The organism is Streptomyces sp. NPDC002092, assembly GCF_053593775.1.
This window is the reverse complement of the sequence record NZ_JBSFDG010000018.1, coordinates 66,821-83,570: the sequence shown is the minus strand read 5'-3', so window position 1 is coordinate 83,570 and position 16,750 is coordinate 66,821. Positions and strand designations below refer to the sequence as shown.

Sequence of the window (16,750 nt, the reverse complement as noted above, 5' to 3'; positions counted from 1 at the left end):
CGGGGAACTGCGCGACCAGCCACGACGGGCGCGCACTTGAACGACGACCTATCGCGCCCCTTCCCGCGGAGCGCTATTCGTCGAGCAGCCCGATCTCCGCCCAAATGGTCTTCCCGTCGGCCGTGTGCCGGCTCCCCCACCGCTGCGTGAGCTGAGCCACCAGCAGCAGCCCCCGCCCACCCTCGTCCCACGTCTTCGCGCGCCGCAGATGCGGAGCCGTGTGGCTGGTGTCCGACACCTCGCAGATCAGTGTGGCCTCGTCGTGGATCAGCCGCAGCCGGATGGGGTGCGCGCCGTACCGGATCGCGTTCGTGACGAGCTCGCTCACCACCAGCTCGGCGGTGAACGCCGCCTCCTGCAGCCCCCAGCCGTCCAGCTGCTCGACGACCTGCTTGCGGATCGGCGCCACCAGTGCCGGGTCGGCGGGGATGTGCCAGGTCGCCACCTGCGAGGACGGCAGCCCGCGGGTGCGGGCCAGCAGCAGGGCCACGTCGTCCAGGGCGCCACCCGACGGCAGCAGGGCGTGCAGCACCCGGTCGCAGGTCTCGTCCAGCGAGTCGGAGTACGTCTCCAGCGCGTCGCACAGCATCCGGTGGCTGGCGTCGACGTCCCGATCCCGGGTCTCGATCAACCCGTCCGTGTAGAACGACAGCACACTGCCCTCACGCAGCTCCAGCTCGGCCGACTCGAACGGCAGCCCGCCCAGGCCCAGCGGCGGCCCCGCCGGGAGCTCCACCTGCTGCGGAACGCCGCCCGGCGGGACCACGACCGGCGGCGGATGCCCGGCCCGGGCCAGAGTGCAGCGCCGCGACACCGGATCGTAGACCGCGTACAGGCAGGTGGCGCCGACCTCGCCGGGGCTGCCGTCGTTGCCGGCGTCCGCGGACAGCCGGACGACAAGATCGTCCAGATGGGTGAGCAGCTCGTCGGGAGCGAGGTCTATGTCGGCGAGGGTGCGCACGGCGGTGCGCAGCCGGCCCATGGTGGCCGAGGCCTGGATGCCGTGCCCGACGACGTCCCCGACGACCATGGCGACCCGCATCCCCGACAGCGGGATCACGTCGAACCAGTCACCGCCCACACCCGCCCGTGCCGCGGGCAGATAGCGCGAGGCGGCATCCACCGCGGCCGTGCGCGGCAGCGAGCGGGGCAGCAGGCTGCGCTGCAGGGCGAGGGCGGTCTCCCGTTCGCGGGAGAAGCGGCGGGCGTTGTCGATGCAGACGGCGGCCCGCGTGGTGATCTCCTCGGCCAGCAGGACGTCGTCCGCGGAGAAGGGGTCCGGCCGCCGGAACCGGGTGAGGACCGCGACACCGAGGGTCAGCCCGCGGGCCTGGATCGGCACGGACATCGTGGAGTGGATGCCGTACTCCTTGACCCGCTCGGCGCGTGCCTTGTGCCAGCTGAGCCACTGGTCGAGGTCGCCCGAGGAGACGGACGCGACGATCGTACGGCCCGCGATCAGCGAGTCGGCCTGGGGTGAGCCCGCGGGGTAGTGCTCCAGCTGCCCGGGCTGGAGGACGGCCTCGGGCGTGCCGGGATTGACCGAGAGGTGTGCGGCGCGGCGCAGTCCGATCGGGGCGGTCAGCCTGAGCGGGGGCTCGCCGCCGTGCTCCTGGAGGTCCAGCAGGTCGACGCTGACCAGGTCGGCCAGGGCGGGCACGAGAACGTCCACCAGCTCCTGCGTCGTACAGGTGACGTCGAGCGTGGATCCGATGCGCACGCTCGCCTCGTTGACCAGCTGAAGCCGCTCCCGGGCGAGGTAGTTGTCGGTGAAGTCGTGCGCGGCCAGGCACACTCCCCGCACCCGTCCCTCGGCGTCCGTGACCGGCGCCATCCGCGCCAGCCAGGCGTGTGCGCGATCCTCGCCGCCGGTGCGCATGTACGTCTGGACGTCCAGCGGGCGCCCGGTGGTGAGCACCTGCACCATGTGCGCCTCGAGCTCCTCGCTCTGCGGCTTGCCGCCGATCTCCGGCAGTCGAAGCCCCCGCATGCGCTCCTCGGGCAGGCCGATCACGTCGACCATGGCGTCGTTGACCCTTCTCAGCCGCAGCCGCTCGTCGTACACGGCGACCGCGCAGGGCGACTGGGTGAGCGCCGCCAGGGCCAGCGGGTCGTCGGGGGAGTGCGGGGCGTCGCCGTCCAGTGGGCTGAAGAGGAGCCACCGGCCGGGTGTGTCGTTGCGCGACGGACGATGGTGGGCGAGCAACCAGACGGACACCTCGTGGCCGTCGCGGTGGCGCAGTGCGACGGTGCCGTCCCAGCGGGCCGCGGCGGGCGCGAGGACATCCCTGTCGATCAGCAGGTTCCGGCCCGGACGGCCCACGACCTCGTTGACCGGCCAGCCCAGCAGGCGCTCCGCCCCCGCGTTCCACTCGACGAGCGTGCCGGATTCATCGATGACAGCCCGCGCCGTCGCGGTCTCGTCGAACGGATACTCCGGGCTCATCGTCGCCACTCCATCGCGAACACTCACAGTGAACCGCCGGGTCACTTGAGTTCCAGCCTAGTCCGTCGCCGAGCCGCACGGACGGGAACCCCCATGGGCGCGCGGCGGCCCGGTCAAGGGGCAATTCCGGCCGTTGTGACGCGTGGGGCAGAAGAGCGTCCCCGGCCCCTTGACGGCCGTGTGTGGCGTCGCGTCAGAATCTGTTTGTTCACGATCAGTTGTGAGTACTTCTGGGCCCTGATGAGGGGGAGCCGCCATGACAGTCACTCGGAGATCGGTTCTGCTCGCCTCCGCCGCCGCGCCGGCCGCCGGAGCGCTTCTTGCCACCCCGGTGGCCCGGGCCGCCGAGGCCGCCGCGGGCGGTTCCGGCCGCCGCACCGTCGCCCTGCGCGACGGCTGGCGTTTCGCGCTGGCCAACCCGGACGGGATCACCGATCCGACCGGCGCCTACGCACGGGCCGCCGACCCCGGCTACGACGACTCGGGCTGGCGCGAGGTGGCGGTGCCGCACGACTGGAGCATCGAGCAGACCCCGACCACCGAGCACGGCACCACCAGCGGCACCGGGTTCTTCCCCGGTGGCCTCGGCTGGTACCGCCTGGCCTTCACCCTGCCGCCCGCCTTCGCCGGCAAGCGGATCTCGGTGGAGTTCGACGGCGTCTACATGGACTCCTACGTCTACTGCAACGGCACCCAGGCCGGCCGGCACCCCTACGGCTACACCGGCTTCGCCTTCGATCTGACCGACCTGCTGCACACCGACGGCACCAGCGAGAACGTGCTCGCCGTCAAGGTGCAGAACCAGCTCCCCAGCAGCCGCTGGTACTCGGGCAGCGGCATCTACCGCGAGGCCCGCCTGGTCGTCACCGAGCCGGTGCACGTGGAGCGCTGGGGCACCTACGTCACCACGCCGGACATCACGGCGGAGCGGGCCGTCGTACGCGTACGGACCTCGGTGGTGAACGAGTCCGGCGCCGCGAGCCAGGTCGAGATCCGCTCGACCGTCAAGGACCCCGACGGCCGTACGGCGGCCCGCGCCGCCACCACGGTCGCGGTCACCGACAAGACGGCCCAGACCCACGAACTCACCGTCCCCCAGCCCCAGTTGTGGGACATCGAGGCCCCGCACCGCTACACCCTGGAGACCGAACTGCGCGTCGGCGGCAGGACCGTCGACACCTACCGCACCGACTTCGGCATCCGCACCTACCGCTTCGACCCCGACGAGGGCTTCTCCCTCAACGGCACCCACACCAAGATCAAGGGCGTCGACCTGCACCACGACCAGGGTGCCCTCGGCGCCGCGATCAGCATCGACGCCGTGCGCCGGCAGATGACCATCATGAAGTCGATGGGCGTCAACGCCTTCCGCACCTCGCACAACCCGCCCTCGCCGCAGATGATCCAGGTCTGCGAGGAACTGGGCATCGTGATGATGGTCGAGGCCTTCGACTGCTGGCGGACCGGCAAGACGAAGTACGACTACGGCCGGTTCTTCGACGAGTGGTGCGAGAAGGACGCCACCGAGATGGTCCTCGCGGCCCGCAACTCGCCCGCCGTGGTGCTCTGGTCCATCGGCAACGAGATACCCGACTCCACCTCCACCGCCGGACTGGCCATGGCGGACCGGATCATCGGTGCCATCAAGGCGGCGGACGACACCCGGCCGGTGGTCATCGGCTCGAACAAGTACCACGGTGTGCCGGCCACCGGCTCCGCGGCCGACCTCATGCTCGCCAAGCTCGACGGCCTCGGACTCAACTACAACACCGCCAAGTCGGTCGACGCCCTGCACGCCAAGTACCCCAAGCTGTTCCTCTTCGAGTCGGAGTCCTCGTCGGAGACCTCGACCCGCGGCTCCTACCAGGAGCCCGAGCACCTCAACACCGGCGAGAACCACACGCCCGGCAGGCGCGAGGTCTCCTCCTACGACAACAACCTCGCCTCCTGGACCATGAGCGGCGAGTACGGCCACAAGAAGGACCGGGACCGCAAGTGGTTCGCCGGGCAGTTCCTGTGGTCCGGTATCGACTACATCGGCGAGCCGACGCCGTACGACGTCTTCCCGGTCAAGGCGTCCTTCTTCGGCGCGGTCGACACGGCCGGCTTCCCCAAGGACATGTACTACCTGTTCCAGAGCCAGTGGATCAGCGAGCCCATGGTCCATCTGCTGCCCATGAGCTGGAACCACGAGCAGGGCGACACGGTCGAGGTGTGGGCGTACTCCAACGCCGACACCGTCGAGCTGTACCTCAACGGAAAGTCCCTCGGTACGCGCACCTTCGACACCAAGAGGACCACGGACGGCCGTACGTATCTGGAGACCACGGAGGCGACCGGCGACGACAAGACCTTCACCGCCGGCCCCTACCCCGGCAGTTACACCAGCCCGAACGGCAGCGCCGGCAAGCTGCACCTGACCTGGAAAGTGCCGTTCCAGCCGGGCGAGTTGAAGGCGGTGGCCCGCAGGGACGGCAAGGTCGTTGCCACCGACGTGCTGCGCACAGCGGGCGAACCGCATGCCGTACGGCTCACGGTGGACCGCAAGTCCCTTGCCGCGGACGGGCGTTCGCTGGCGTTCGTGACCGCGGACGTCGTCGACGCCCGTGGGGTGGTGGTGCCCGACGCCGAGCATCTGATCACCTTCGACGTGACGGGCGGATCACTCGCCGGGCTCGACAACGGCCGGGAGGAGAGCGCCGAGCGCTACCAGGCCACCACCCGTACAGCCTTCCACGGCAAGGCCCTTGCGATCGTGCGCGCCGGCACCAAGGCCGGCACCCTGAAGGTGACCGCACGCGCGGAGGGACTGCGGGCAGGAACGGCAACCGCACGCACCACACCCGCCCGGTCGGCCGCCACCACCCCGGCGGCCGCCTTCGGGCCGGAGCACCCCGCGCCGCCGAAATACCCCTATGCGGACGCCAGTTACTCCGGCCGTCCGGACACCCTCCCCGCCGCGATGCTCGACGGCGACACGGCCACCGGCTGGTCCAATGCCTTCAGCAAGTCGGCCACGGCCCTGCTGCCCGCCTTCAACGGCGCACGGGAAAAGGACTGGGTCTCGGTGGACTACGGGCGGGCCCGGACCTTCGACCGGGTGGAGGTCTCCTTCACCGTTGACGCGACGCACAGCCTGCCCGCGAAGGTGGAGGCGGCCGTGTGGGACGGGAGCCGGTATGTGCCCGTCACCGGGGCTGCGGTCGACTGGGCCACCGCCTCGGACGCGCCCACGGTCCTCACCTTCGATGCGGCGCGCGGCTCCCGCCTGCGGCTCACGCTGACCAGCGCTCACCCGGGCGAAGTCCTCGGGGCCGTGCGGATCAGCAAGCTGGAGGCGCCGGGCGGCTGAGCAGCCGATGTGGTCCGGGCGGGAAACCAGTCCCGTCCGGACCGTTGACGGGGTGTCATGGCACGAACAAACATGAGCTGCGTCCGCATCTGGGAGCGCTCCCACCCTGTTGGGTCCGGCGAGCGTCACCCGTACCTCAGCCCGAGGAGCCCAGACGTGCAACGACGCAGAACCGTTCTGCTGACCCTGACGGCCCTGTTGGGGACGGCGCTGACCGGGGTGCCGGCCCCTCCGGCCGCCGCCGACCCGGTCGAGCAGCTCAAGAACGGCACCTTCGACACCACCATCGACCCCTGGTGGGCCACCACCAACGTCACCGCAGGCGTGTCCGGCGGACAGCTCTGCGCGGATGTGCCGGGCGGCACCACCAACCGCTGGGACGCCGCCGTCGGCCAGAACGACGTGACCCTGAAGAAGGGAGAGTCGTACAAGTTCAGCTTCAAAGCGACCGGTTCGCCCGAAGCGCACGTGGTGCGGGCGGTCGTGGGGCTCCAAGTGGCGCCCTACGACACCTACTTCGAGGTGAGCCCGCAGCTGAGCGTCTCCGGCAACACCTACTCGTACACCTTCACCTCACCCGTCGACACCACCCAGGGCCAGGTCGCCTTCCAGGCCGGGGGCAGTGCCGACGCCTGGCGGTTCTGCATGGACGACATATCGCTGCTCGGCGGCGTCCCGCCCGAGGTGTACCAGCCGGACACGGGACCGCGGGTCCGCGTCAACCAGGTCGGCTATCTGCCCTCCGGTCCCAAGAACGCCACCCTGGTCACCGACGCCACCGCGAAACTGCCCTGGCAGCTGAAGGACGCCGGCGGTGCGACGGTCGACCACGGCTGGACCGTGCCGCGCGGGGTCGACGTCTCCTCCGGGCAGAACGTCCACTCGATCGACTTCGGGGACTACCGCAGGCAGGGCAAGGGCTTCACGCTGGTGGCCGACGGGGAGACCAGCCGCCCGTTCGACATCGGCACCGGCGCCTACGAGCAACTGCGCCTGGACTCGGTGAAGTACTACTACACGCAGCGCAGCGGCACAGCGATCCGCGACGATCTGCGTCCGGGGTACGGCCGGGCCGCCGGGCACCTCGACGTGGCGCCGAACCAAGGCGATTCACACGTTCCCTGCCAGCCGGGCGTGTGCGACTACTCGCTCGACGTCACCGGCGGCTGGTACGACGCCGGCGACCACGGCAAGTACGTCGTCAACGGCGGTATCGCCACCTGGGAGCTGCTGAGCACCTATGAACGCGAAAAGCTGGCCCGCACGGGGGAGCCGGAGAGGCTGCGGGACGGCACCCTCGCCATCCCGGAGAGCGCGAACAAGGTGCCCGACATCCTCGACGAGGCCCGCTGGGAGCTGGAGTTCCTGCTGAAGATGCAGGTGCCCGACGGGCAGCCGCTGGCCGGCATGGCCCATCACAAGATCCACGACGCACAGTGGACCGGCCTGCCCCTGCTGCCCAGTGACGACCCGCAGAAGCGCGAACTGCACCCACCGTCCACCCAGGCGACCCTCAACCTGGCGGCGACGGCCGCCCAGGCAGCCCGCCTCTACCGCCCCTACGACCGCGCCTTCGCGGCCAAGGCCCTCACCGCGGCCCGCAAGGCCTGGTCGGCGGCGCTCGCTCACCCGGCCATGTACGCCTCCGCCAGTGACGGCACCGGAGGCGGCACCTACGACGACAGCAACGCGACGGACGAGTTCTACTGGGCGGCGGCGGAGCTTTATCTCACCACCGGCGAGAAGGAGTTCGCGGACTACGTGCGCAACTCGCCGGTGAACACCGCCGACATCTTCGGCCCGCTCGGCTTCGACTGGGGCAGGACGGCCGCGGCGGGCCGCCTGGACCTGGCGACCGTGCCCAGCAAACTGCCGGGCCGGGACAAGATCCGCCAGTCCGTCGTCAAGGGCGCCGAGCGCTACCTGGCCACCCTGAAGTCACAGCCGTACGGCATGCCCTACGCACCTGACAACAACGTCTACGACTGGGGCTCCAGCCACCAGATCCTCAACAACGGGGTGGTCCTGGCGACGGCGTACGACATCACCGGAGCCTCGAAGTACCGGGACGGCGCGGTTCAGACCATGGACTACATCCTGGGCCGCAACGCGCTGAACATCTCGTACGTCACCGGCTACGGCGAGGTCAACTCCCACAACCAGCACAGCCGTTGGTACGCCCACGAGCTCGACCCGAAGCTCCCGAACCCGCCGCACGGAACCCTGGCGGGCGGGCCGAACTCGTCCATCCAGGATCCCTACGCACAGAGCAAACTCCAGGGCTGTGTCGGTCAGTTCTGCTACATCGACGACATCCAGTCATGGTCGACCAACGAGACGGCCATCAACTGGAACGCGGCCCTGGCCCGGATGGCGTCGTTCGTGGCGGACCAGGGCTGAGACACGTCAGGGCCGCGGCTCGCGCTCCGCGAGTTCGGGCCGCGGCTCGTGTTCCACGAGTTCGCCCTGCCGCCGGTGGGCGGTGAGGGTGTGCAACTCGGCCTGATCGAGCGGCTGGTGCACCTCGACGTACTCGCCGTGCGGCAGCCGCTTGATCACACCGGTCTCCCGGCCGTGCAACACCAGCTCCGCGTCCCGTAGTTGCAGACCCAGACAGACGCGCCGGGTGACGACGAAGACGACTGCAGGGAGGACGAACACCGCGACGCGGACCGTCCAGGTGACCGTATTGATCGACAGATGGAGACGGGTGGCCACGATGTCGTTGCCGCCACCCGCCAGCAGGATCAGATAGAGGCTGATCCAGGCGGCGCCGATCGCCGTGCGGACCGGGCGGTTGCGCGGGCGGTCCAGCAGGTGGTGCTCGCGTTTGTCGCCGGTCGCCCGTGCCTCCAGGAACGGGTAGATCCCGATGAAGACGAGGAGCAGCGGGAAGACCACGACCGGTATCAGTACGCCGAGGACAAGGGTGTGGCCCCACAGGGTGATCTCCCAGCCCGGCATCACCCGGACCAGCCCCTCCGCGAAGCCCAGATACCAGTCGGGCTGGGCGCCCGTGGAGACCTGGTCGGGGCGGAAGGGGCCGTACACCCAGACCGGGTTGATCGTCGCCACCGCCGCGACCGTCGTCAGCGCGCCGAAGACCAGGAAGAAGAAGCCGCCCGCCTTCGCCAGGTACACGGGCATGAACGGCGTGCCGACGACGTTGCGTTCGGTCCGTCCCGGCCCCGCGAACTGGGTGTGCTTGTGGTACACGACCAGGATGAGGTGGGCCACGACGAGCGCCGCCATGACGCCGGGGATCAGCAGGATGTGCAGCGAGTAGAAGCGGGCCACGATGTCATGGCCGGGGAACTCGCCGCCGAACAGGAACATCGACAGATACGTTCCGACGACCGGCATCGACAGCAGGGCGCCGTTGACGAAGCGCAGGCCCGTTCCCGACAGCAGGTCGTCCGGCAGCGAGTAGCCGAACAGGCCCTCGAACAGGCCGAGGAACAGCAGCAGCCAGCCGAACAGCCAGTTGATCTCACGGGGCTTGCGGAACGACCCCGTGAAGAAGTGCCTCATCATGTGCGTCAGCATCCCGGCGACGAAGACCAGCGCCGCCCAGTGGTGCAGCTGCCGGATCAGCAGCCCGCCGCGCACGTCGAAGCTGATGTGCAGCGTGGAGGCGTACGCCTCGGACATCCGCACGCCGTTGAGCGGGACGTAACTGCCGTGGTACGTCACCTCGTTCATCGACGGGTGGAAGAACAGGGTGAGATACACGCCGGTCAGGACCAGCACGACGAAGCTGTACAGACAGATCTCGCCGAGCAGGAACGACCAGTGGTCGGGGAACACCTTGCGCAGGTACTTCCTGCCCAGCGAGTGGATGCCGAGGCGTCCGTCGAGCCAGTCGGCGACGCGCTCGCCCCGGCCCGCTGTCTCGGTGGCGGTCACTCGTCCTCCTCCTCGTCGTCGTCCTTGTGCACGTGCGTGAGCTTGTCGGGGTTGGTGACGATGTAGACGCCGTTCACCCGGTCGCCCTCGGGCGTGAGGTCCATGACCATCACGGCGTACGGCGAGTCGCCCTGGAAAAGCACCGCGGCGTCGTCGCCGTTGACCCGGCGGTAGCGCAGGTCGAGCTGCTGGGGGCCGCGCCGCGCCGCGTACGAGGTGATCAGGCGGACCGCCTTGTCCCGGCCGTGCACCGGGCGCAGCCCCGCCGGCCTGCGGTTGCCGCCGCCGTCCGTCCACACCGTGACGTCCGGCGCCAGGATCTCCATCAGCTCGGCGAGGTCCCCGCCCAGCGCTGCCCGCACGAACCGCTCGGTCGCCTCCTGCCGGACGCGGGGGTGCGCCCGGTAGCGCGGCCGGCGCGCGAGCACATGGTCCCGGGCGCGATGCGCGAGCTGCCGTACGGCCGCCGGGCTGCGGTCGATGATGTCGGCGATCTCGGTGTGGGCGTAGCCGAACACCTCGCCCAGGACGAACACCGCGCGTTCCAGCGGGGTCAGCGCCTCCAGGACGACCAGCATCGCCAGGGACACCGACTCGCCCCGCAGCACCGGGTCGTCGGCGCCCGCGTCGTCGGCGACCAGCGGCTCGGGCAGCCACGGGCCGACATACGTCTCGCGGCGGCGGGCGATCACGGCCTGCCGCTGCAAGGCCTGGTTGACGGCGATCCGGACCAGATAGGCGCGCGGGTTGGTGATCCCGCCGACGCCCCGGCCCGACCACGCCAGCCAGGTCTCCTGCAGCACGTCCTCGGTGTCGGCGACGCTGCCCAGCATGTTGTAGACGAGGCTGAACAACAGCTCCCGATGGTTCATGAAGACGTCGGTCGCCTCGTCGGCGACCGGACTTCCGGTGCTGTGCGTCATGTGTGGGCCTCCCCGGTGCGGCGCTCACTACTTCGAGGGCCGGGAGGGGGCCGAATGTGACATGGAGCGGTCGCAATGTGACCTATGTCTCAGCAAATGGGCAGCGTGTCACACCCGTCCGCCGTCCCGCCCTCTTGAACGCGAGTCCGACACGGGACCCACTCGGGTCCGACCGCAAGGAGACCGACATCGTGTTCAAGAAATGGCACGGCAACCCGTGGGCGATCCTGATCACCCTCTCCCTCGGGTTCTTCATGACGCTGCTCGACCTGACGATCGTGAACATCGCGATCCCGCAGCTGGGCGAGGATCTGAACGCGTCCCTGGACGAGATCCTGTGGGTCGTCAACGCCTACACCCTGGCGCTGGCCGTTGTGCTGATCACCGGCGGACGCCTCGGCGATCTGCGCGGCAAACGCAACCTGTTCGCCGCCGGGGTCGCCCTGTTCACCCTGGCGAGCCTCGCCTGCGGCCTCGCCCGGGACCCCGCCCAGCTCATCGCGTTCCGGGCGGTCCAGGGGCTGGGCGCGGCGCTGCTGATGCCGCAGACCCTGTCGATCATCGCCGAGGTGTTTCCGGCCGACAGGCGCGGAGCGGCAATGGGCATCTGGGGCGCGGTGGCGGGTGTGTCCGGCGCGCTCGGACCGATCCTCGGCGGGACGCTGATGTTCGTTCGTGACGGCGGGGCCCGCCGGAGCGCTCGCGGACCGGCTCGGCGGCAAGTTCATCCTGATGAGCGGGCTGCTCGCCTGGGCCGGCGGACTGACCTGGGTCGTGACCGTCGCGCACGTCGGAACGGGCTGGCCGAGCATCGTCCTGCCGCTGTTCCTCGTCGGCCTCGGCGTCGGCTGCACCTTCGCCCCCTTCGCCACAGAGGTCATGCGGGGCGTACCCGCCCGGCTGGCCGGGGCGGCCGCCGGCGTGACCAACGCGCTCAGGCAGGTCGGCTCGGTCCTCGCGGGCGCCGTGGTCGGCGCGGTGCTGCAGAACCAGCTCGCCTCCGCGCTTTCGGACCGGGCGCGGGAGAGCGCCGGACGGCTGCCCGCCGCATACCGGGACACCTTCGTCGCCGCCTTCTCCAAGGCCGAGTCCGACGTCGGCGCCCGGCAGCAGGGCGGCGCGCCGCACGGAGTGCCGCAGGACGTCGCCGAGCGGATGCGCGCCCTCGGCGGACAGGTCTTCGGCCACGGCTTCGTCGACGCGATGGGCCCCGCCGTGTACGTGTCCGCCGCCGTGCTGCCGGCCGGAGCGCTCGTCTGTCTCGCCGTACGGCGTCACCGCGGCCCGTCCGCCAACCCCCATGCCCTGCCGATCAACGAGACCGAACTGGAGGAAGCCACCCGATGAGTATCGACTTCACCGCCATGTACGCCTCCCACGACGCCTTCCGACGCGACCTGGAACGCCTCGCGCAGGCCGTCGCGGAGGGCCGCGCCCACACCCCCGGCGTCCGCGCGGGCTGGGAGAACTTCACGCACCAGTTGCACATCCACCACACCGCCGAGGACAGCGGCCTGTGGCCGCGCGTCCGGGCGCGCGTCGCGGGGCGCCCGAGGGAACTCGCCCTGCTGGACGACATGGAGGCGGAACACTCCCGGATCGACCCACTGCTGGATGCCGTCGACACCGCTCTGGACGACCGGGCTCCTGAACTGCCCGATCTCGTACGGGCGTTGACGGCCACCCTCGACGACCATCTCAAGCACGAGGAGGACAGCGCCCTGCCGCTGATGCAGGACGTCCTGACGGCCGCGGACTGGGCCGCCTTCACCGGCCGCATCCGCGAGACCCAGGGCCTGCGCGGCGCCTCGGTGTTCGTACCGTGGATCGTCGACGGCACCCCGCAGGCGGACCGCGCCCGCTTCCTCGGCGCCTTGCCGCCACCGGTCCGGGTCCTCAACCGGATGTTCTGGGAGGGGAGTTACCGCCGTAAGGGGATGTGGTCCGGAGCCTGAGCCGCTCATCGGTACAGCAGGCGGAGCACTCACGCCTCGTGGAAGACGATGCCCAGCGCATGCCGCCGGCCGGAGCGGACCGTGCTCACGCCGTGCCGCATCGCTCCGGCCGACCAGCCGCGCTTCGTCCGCACCGGCCGGTCCCGGGTGGTGAAGACCAGCCCGTGGCCCTGCCGGAGCGCGGTCGCGGTGCCCCGGGACTGGGCCCGCGGCCGCTGCTCGACCATCAGGAACTCGCCACCGGTGTAGTCGCTGCCGTACCCGTCGAGGCCGACGACCACCTGCAGCGGGAAGAGCATGTCGCCGAACACGTCACGGTGCAGGGCGTTCCAGTCGCCCTCGGTGTAGCGCAGCAGGATCTGCGCCGAGCGGTCCTGTCCGGCCGCGTGACAGGCCTCCAGCCACTCGTCGAGGGAGTCCGGCCAGGGTGCCGGACGGCCAAGGCGGGCCGCCCAGTCCCGCGCGATCGGCAGCAGCCGCGGGTAGAGGGCGGCCCGCAGGGCGGCCACCGCGGCCGGCAGGTCGTGGGTGAAGTACCGGTACTCGCCGGAACCGAAGCGGTGCCGTGCCATGTCGACCGTGGTCCTGAACAGCTCCGGCTTCTCGTACAGCGCGGCCAGGTCACGGCACTCGGCGGGCGTCAGCAGCGGCCCCGTCGGCGCGCTGCCGTGGACGTCCAACTCGGCGGCGACGGCCGCCCACTCGGTGCCGGCGACCCGCCTGCGGGCCCCAGCCTCGGTGAGAGTCACGCCATTTCCTCCCGTCACCCCAGCATCGGCTGCAGCGCACCCTCGTGGGTGAGCAGCCGCACCTTGCTCTCGACGCCGCCCGCGTACCCGCGCATCGAACCGTCGGCGCCGATCACTCGGTGGCAGGGGCGGACGATCAGGAGCGGGTTGGCGCCGATCGCGGCACCCACGGCACGGATCTCGTTTCGCGGCACGTCGAGCCGGGCGGCGAGTTCCCCGTACGTCGTCGTGGTGCCGTACGGGATCTCGTCGAGCGCCCGCCACACCGACCGCTGGAACTCGGTCCCCTCGGGGACGAGGCTCAATTCGAAACGGGGGAGCCGGCCCGTGAAATAGGCGGAGAGCTGCCGGGCGGCCTCCCCGAACGCCTCGTCGTCGCGCCGCCAGTCGGCACGGACGACGGGCGCGCTGCGCTGCCCCGGCAGGGACAGCGAGGTGAGGGCCGTGCCCTCGCCCACCAGCAGCAGCTCACCCACCGGACTGTCGATCTTCGTGTACGTCGTCATGGCTCCAGTCTGCTGCGCCTCGCCCCTGGGAACCGGCGGGAAACGGACATGGTCCTCGGTTGGGCCCGACGCCTGGAGGTACCGTAGAAAAGCTGCTGTGACCAGCGGCTATTTACGAGTGAGTACCCCGGCGGTACCGTGAAGGCATGCCAGCCCTGAATGTCGAGTTCAGCGACCGCGAACTAGAGGACCTGCGGCAGATCGCCAAGGAGCGGGGTACGTCGATGAAGGCCCTTGTGCGCGAGGCGGCCGCGGCGGACATAGCCCGGCACCGCGCGCTGCAGGAGGGCGCGGAGGCGTTCCGCCGCTTCTTCGCCTCCCATGCCGACGAGTTCGCCGCCGCCTTCCCCGACGACGAACCCGCCCACGCCGGTGAGGGGCGGGTCGCCTGACCGATGGCACCCGTCATCCATATCGATGTGCCCTGGCTGCTGCAGCGCCATGAAGAGGTCCTGCCGGACCAGCCCACCATCAACGACTTCTCCGCGCTGGTCGCCGCTGTCGCGCGCCACCGCGTGGACCCGCCCCGGCTCGGCGTGGACTCCGACCCTGCCTGGCGGGCCGCCGCCCTGCTGCACACCCTCGCCCTGCTCAAGCCGCTGCCCTCGGCCAACGCCCGCTTCGCCTGTGCGACAGCCGTGGCGTACATGTTCGTCAGCGACGTCGGCATCGACCCGCCCTACGGCGCCCTCGTCGACCTCGCCCGCGATCTGATCTCAGGCAAGGCCGACGTCTACGGAGCGGCCGACCGGCTGCGTTCCTGGCAGATCTGAGGGCCGCCGACCGCAGCCGCGACGACCCGCCCCCGGGGCCGCCGACCGAGGGCGGGAGGAACAAGGCCGGCGGCCCGTGCGGCGCAGGAGAGCCGCCGTCCTGCGCAGGGCCTCCGAGAAGGGCCGCTACCCAGTGCACTACGGGGTGGTGCACGCCGGGAGCGTGCGCGGTGCTCCGGCGCGTGCGCCTGTTTCACACGGGGCGCATGGAATGACGAAAGCTCATGCAGGCGAGGCGAGTTGCCGCCGTTTCTGACCAACCTTCAAAGAGGCAGATGTTGCCCAAGTGCCTTGTTGGTCATGAGTGTGTTGTGCAAGGGTGAACTACCCGTGCGGGGGGTGTAATGGCCGGGTGTCGATCGGCCAATCGGAAAACCGGGCCGGACGGACCTACCTGAATTCACGCCCTCCTGTGAGTCCCATGCGTGTGGGAAGGAATCCGCTCAGTGCCCACCCCCCACCCACCTCATCCCCCTTACCCGCCGCCGGGCGGTGTTCCCGGAGAATCCGACGAGAACCTCGCCACTCGGCTCAGGGGCCGTCCCGACGGCGAGGTCGCCCAATCCGTCGCGCTGCTGATGGCGCGGCACTGGCAGCCCGCCCGCGACTACGCCGCCATCTGCCTGGCCTCCCCTGCCGACCTCGCCTCCATGGTGACGGCGTCCGCCTTCCACCAGGTCCTCGACCGGCTGGCGCTTGGCGAACCCGCGCTCGCGCTGCGGCCCCGGATTCTGGTGGCCGTACGCGAGACGGTCCGCGTGTGGTCCGCCGAGGACCGGATATCCAGTGTTCTGCCGGAGCTGCAGAAACCCTCCGGCGGCCGCGGTATACGGACCGCGAAGTCCATGACGCCCGAAAACCGCAGGCTCGCCGAGCGGTCTTTCCAGGCCCTTCCCGGACTCTCCCGGTGCTTGCTCTGGCACACCGAGGTCGAAGCGGAGTCCATAACCGTTCCCGCCGGTCTGCTCGGCATGGATACCGACACCGCGTCGGCGGCACTCGAACAGGCGCGTGAAAAATTCCGCGAAGGTTGTGTACATGCCCATCGGGAACTCGCGCCGAGCAAGGATTGCCGGTTCTACAACCGTCTCCTCGACGTTCCGATTCGCCGGGGCGGGGCACTGCTGCCGGATGTCCAGCGGCATCTGGCGGAGTGCAGTTACTGCCGTTCCGCCGCTGAACAACTGAGCCATTTCGAGGGCGGGTTGGGGGTACTCCTCGCCGAGGCGGTGCTCGGCTGGGGCGCCCGCCGCTACCTCGAGTCCCGTCCCGGGCGTGCGCCGCAGGAAGCGCGCGCGAGCGGCTCCGCCCGGCACGGCGGCGGGCGTCCGCGCATCCTGCCCCGTATCCCGCTGCCCGGACGGCGGCCGCGGGGCGCGTTGCGGAACTCGCGGGCGCTGCTGACCGGGGTGGGTGTCGTCTCCGCCGGGCTGCTCGCCAGTCTGTTCGCGGCCGGCCTGTGGTCCCACGACGACGGCGTCGACCCGGCCGCCTCCACCAGCGCGGGGGGCGGCACGGCGCCGGGCATCGGCTCCCAGCCGTCGCCCGGCACCGCCCAGCTCCCCACGATTCCCGGGCAGTCGAGACTGCGCAACGCGGGCGCCGACCTCTGCCTCGACATCACCGGCACGGTGAAGGCCGGCGCCGGGACCGACCTGGCGGCGTGCTCGAACGCCGACACCCAGCAGTGGTCGTTCGACAAGGACGGTCTGCTGCGCAGCGCGGCCGACCCCAGCCTGTGCCTGGACTCGCACGTGGACGCCGGCGTAGCCGTCCTCGGCAAGTGCGCCGCCGAGAAGGACAAGCGGGGCGCGGACGTGCGCTACGACCTCACCGTGCAGGGTGAGTTGCTGCCCCGCTGGAACAAGCGGCTCGCCCTCGCCTCCACCGCCGGGAAGCCGGGCGCGGACATCGTCGCCAAGGCCCGCGACGGCTCCCCGGCGCAACGCTGGCTGGCGGATCCGTCGGCGACGGCGACGGCGACCCCGGGCTCGCTGTCGATCACGGGGAGGGGGACGCCTGCGGCTCGGCCTGCGTGATTGCCGGAGAGCGCCCAATGGCTCGGGGGTGCGGGAATGTGGCGGCTGCGGGTTCGTCGTGGCTTGTCGCGCCCCTGCGGCGGAGCCGCGTATCGACACAG

At 70.6% G+C, this 16,750-nt stretch carries 12 protein-coding genes and 1 pseudogene; 8 read left to right on the top strand and 5 right to left on the bottom strand.

Annotated elements, in window-relative coordinates; all coding sequences use genetic code 11:
- Window positions 1-73 precede the first annotated feature (73 nt).
- The gene (locus tag ACWCRD_RS34905; protein WP_450969732.1) at window positions 74-2,446 is read right to left on the bottom strand and encodes a SpoIIE family protein phosphatase; all 2,373 of its coding nucleotides are present in this window, start codon (window positions 2,444-2,446) and stop codon (window positions 74-76) included.
- A 256-nt stretch (window positions 2,447-2,702) separates the two neighbouring features.
- On the opposite strand from ACWCRD_RS34905, the gene ACWCRD_RS34900 reads away from it, so the two are divergent.
- Together ACWCRD_RS34900 and ACWCRD_RS34895 are read left to right on the top strand one after the other, a co-directional pair.
- Window positions 2,703-5,798 (top strand): glycoside hydrolase family 2 TIM barrel-domain containing protein, encoded by a 3,096-nt coding sequence (locus ACWCRD_RS34900; RefSeq protein ID WP_450969731.1) that lies wholly within the window; start codon window positions 2,703-2,705, stop codon window positions 5,796-5,798.
- Between the two features lie 156 nt (window positions 5,799-5,954).
- Window positions 5,955-8,198, top strand: a complete 2,244-nt coding sequence (locus ACWCRD_RS34895; RefSeq protein ID WP_450969730.1) for a glycoside hydrolase family 9 protein — start codon at window positions 5,955-5,957, stop codon at window positions 8,196-8,198.
- Window positions 8,199-8,204: 6 nt separating this feature from the next.
- Here the strand turns inward: ACWCRD_RS34895 and qcrB are convergent, their stop codons facing one another.
- A complete protein-coding gene (qcrB, locus tag ACWCRD_RS34890) occupies window positions 8,205-9,704 on the bottom strand; it encodes a cytochrome bc1 complex cytochrome b subunit (RefSeq protein WP_450969729.1) in 1,500 nt (499 codons plus the stop codon).
- On the bottom strand, window positions 9,701-10,627 hold the full coding sequence (gene sigJ, locus ACWCRD_RS34885) for an RNA polymerase sigma factor SigJ (RefSeq protein WP_450969728.1): 927 nt from the start codon (window positions 10,625-10,627) through the stop codon (window positions 9,701-9,703). The genes qcrB and sigJ overlap by 4 nt, the downstream gene beginning before the upstream one ends.
- A 254-nt stretch (window positions 10,628-10,881) precedes the next feature.
- On the opposite strand from sigJ, the pseudogene ACWCRD_RS34880 reads away from it, so the two are divergent.
- From ACWCRD_RS34880 to ACWCRD_RS34870, 3 genes and pseudogenes are all read left to right on the top strand, one after another.
- A pseudogene (locus ACWCRD_RS34880) lies at window positions 10,882-11,235 on the top strand (MFS transporter); the annotation flags it as partial.
- A 67-nt stretch (window positions 11,236-11,302) separates the two neighbouring features.
- Entirely contained in the window at window positions 11,303-11,974 is a 672-nt protein-coding gene (locus ACWCRD_RS34875) for an MFS transporter (protein ID WP_450969727.1), read from the top strand.
- Window positions 11,971-12,582: a hemerythrin domain-containing protein gene (locus tag ACWCRD_RS34870; RefSeq protein ID WP_450969825.1), complete on the top strand. Its 612-nt coding sequence runs from the start codon at window positions 11,971-11,973 to the stop codon at window positions 12,580-12,582. Before ACWCRD_RS34875 ends, ACWCRD_RS34870 begins: the two co-directional genes overlap by 4 nt.
- A 29-nt stretch (window positions 12,583-12,611) precedes the next feature.
- Here ACWCRD_RS34870 and ACWCRD_RS34865 read toward each other — a convergent pair whose 3' ends face one another.
- Window positions 12,612-13,331, bottom strand: coding sequence for a 2OG-Fe(II) oxygenase (locus ACWCRD_RS34865; protein ID WP_450969726.1), 720 nt, complete (start codon window positions 13,329-13,331; stop codon window positions 12,612-12,614).
- Between the two features lie 14 nt (window positions 13,332-13,345).
- On the bottom strand, window positions 13,346-13,837 hold the full coding sequence (locus ACWCRD_RS34860; RefSeq protein ID WP_450969725.1) for a methylated-DNA--[protein]-cysteine S-methyltransferase: 492 nt from the start codon (window positions 13,835-13,837) through the stop codon (window positions 13,346-13,348).
- 146 nt (window positions 13,838-13,983) lie between these two features.
- Between ACWCRD_RS34860 and ACWCRD_RS34855 the strand changes: the two genes are divergently transcribed.
- The 3 genes from ACWCRD_RS34855 (at window position 13,984) to ACWCRD_RS34845 (ending at window position 16,649) form a co-directional block, all read left to right on the top strand.
- Window positions 13,984-14,229, top strand: a complete 246-nt coding sequence (locus ACWCRD_RS34855) for a hypothetical protein (protein ID WP_030937710.1) — start codon at window positions 13,984-13,986, stop codon at window positions 14,227-14,229.
- Window positions 14,230-14,232: 3 nt separating this feature from the next.
- The gene (locus ACWCRD_RS34850) at window positions 14,233-14,610 is read left to right on the top strand and encodes a toxin Doc (RefSeq protein ID WP_365838911.1); all 378 of its coding nucleotides are present in this window, start codon (window positions 14,233-14,235) and stop codon (window positions 14,608-14,610) included.
- A 446-nt stretch (window positions 14,611-15,056) separates the two neighbouring features.
- Entirely contained in the window at window positions 15,057-16,649 is a 1,593-nt protein-coding gene (locus ACWCRD_RS34845) for an RICIN domain-containing protein (RefSeq protein ID WP_450969724.1), read from the top strand.
- Window positions 16,650-16,750 lie beyond the last annotated feature (101 nt).

Coding starts and splice junctions, on each gene's coding strand:
- ACWCRD_RS34900 (WP_450969731.1), top strand. CDS start 2,703: ATGACAGTCACTCGGAGATCGGTTCTGCTCGCCTCCGCCGCCGCGCCG.
- ACWCRD_RS34860 (WP_450969725.1), bottom strand. CDS start 13,837: ATGACGACGTACACGAAGATCGACAGTCCGGTGGGTGAGCTGCTGCTG.
- ACWCRD_RS34850 (WP_365838911.1), top strand. CDS start 14,233: ATGGCACCCGTCATCCATATCGATGTGCCCTGGCTGCTGCAGCGCCAT.
- ACWCRD_RS34905 (WP_450969732.1), bottom strand. CDS start 2,446: ATGAGCCCGGAGTATCCGTTCGACGAGACCGCGACGGCGCGGGCTGTC.
- sigJ (WP_450969728.1), bottom strand. CDS start 10,627: ATGACGCACAGCACCGGAAGTCCGGTCGCCGACGAGGCGACCGACGTC.
- ACWCRD_RS34870 (WP_450969825.1), top strand. CDS start 11,971: ATGAGTATCGACTTCACCGCCATGTACGCCTCCCACGACGCCTTCCGA.
- ACWCRD_RS34855 (WP_030937710.1), top strand. CDS start 13,984: ATGCCAGCCCTGAATGTCGAGTTCAGCGACCGCGAACTAGAGGACCTG.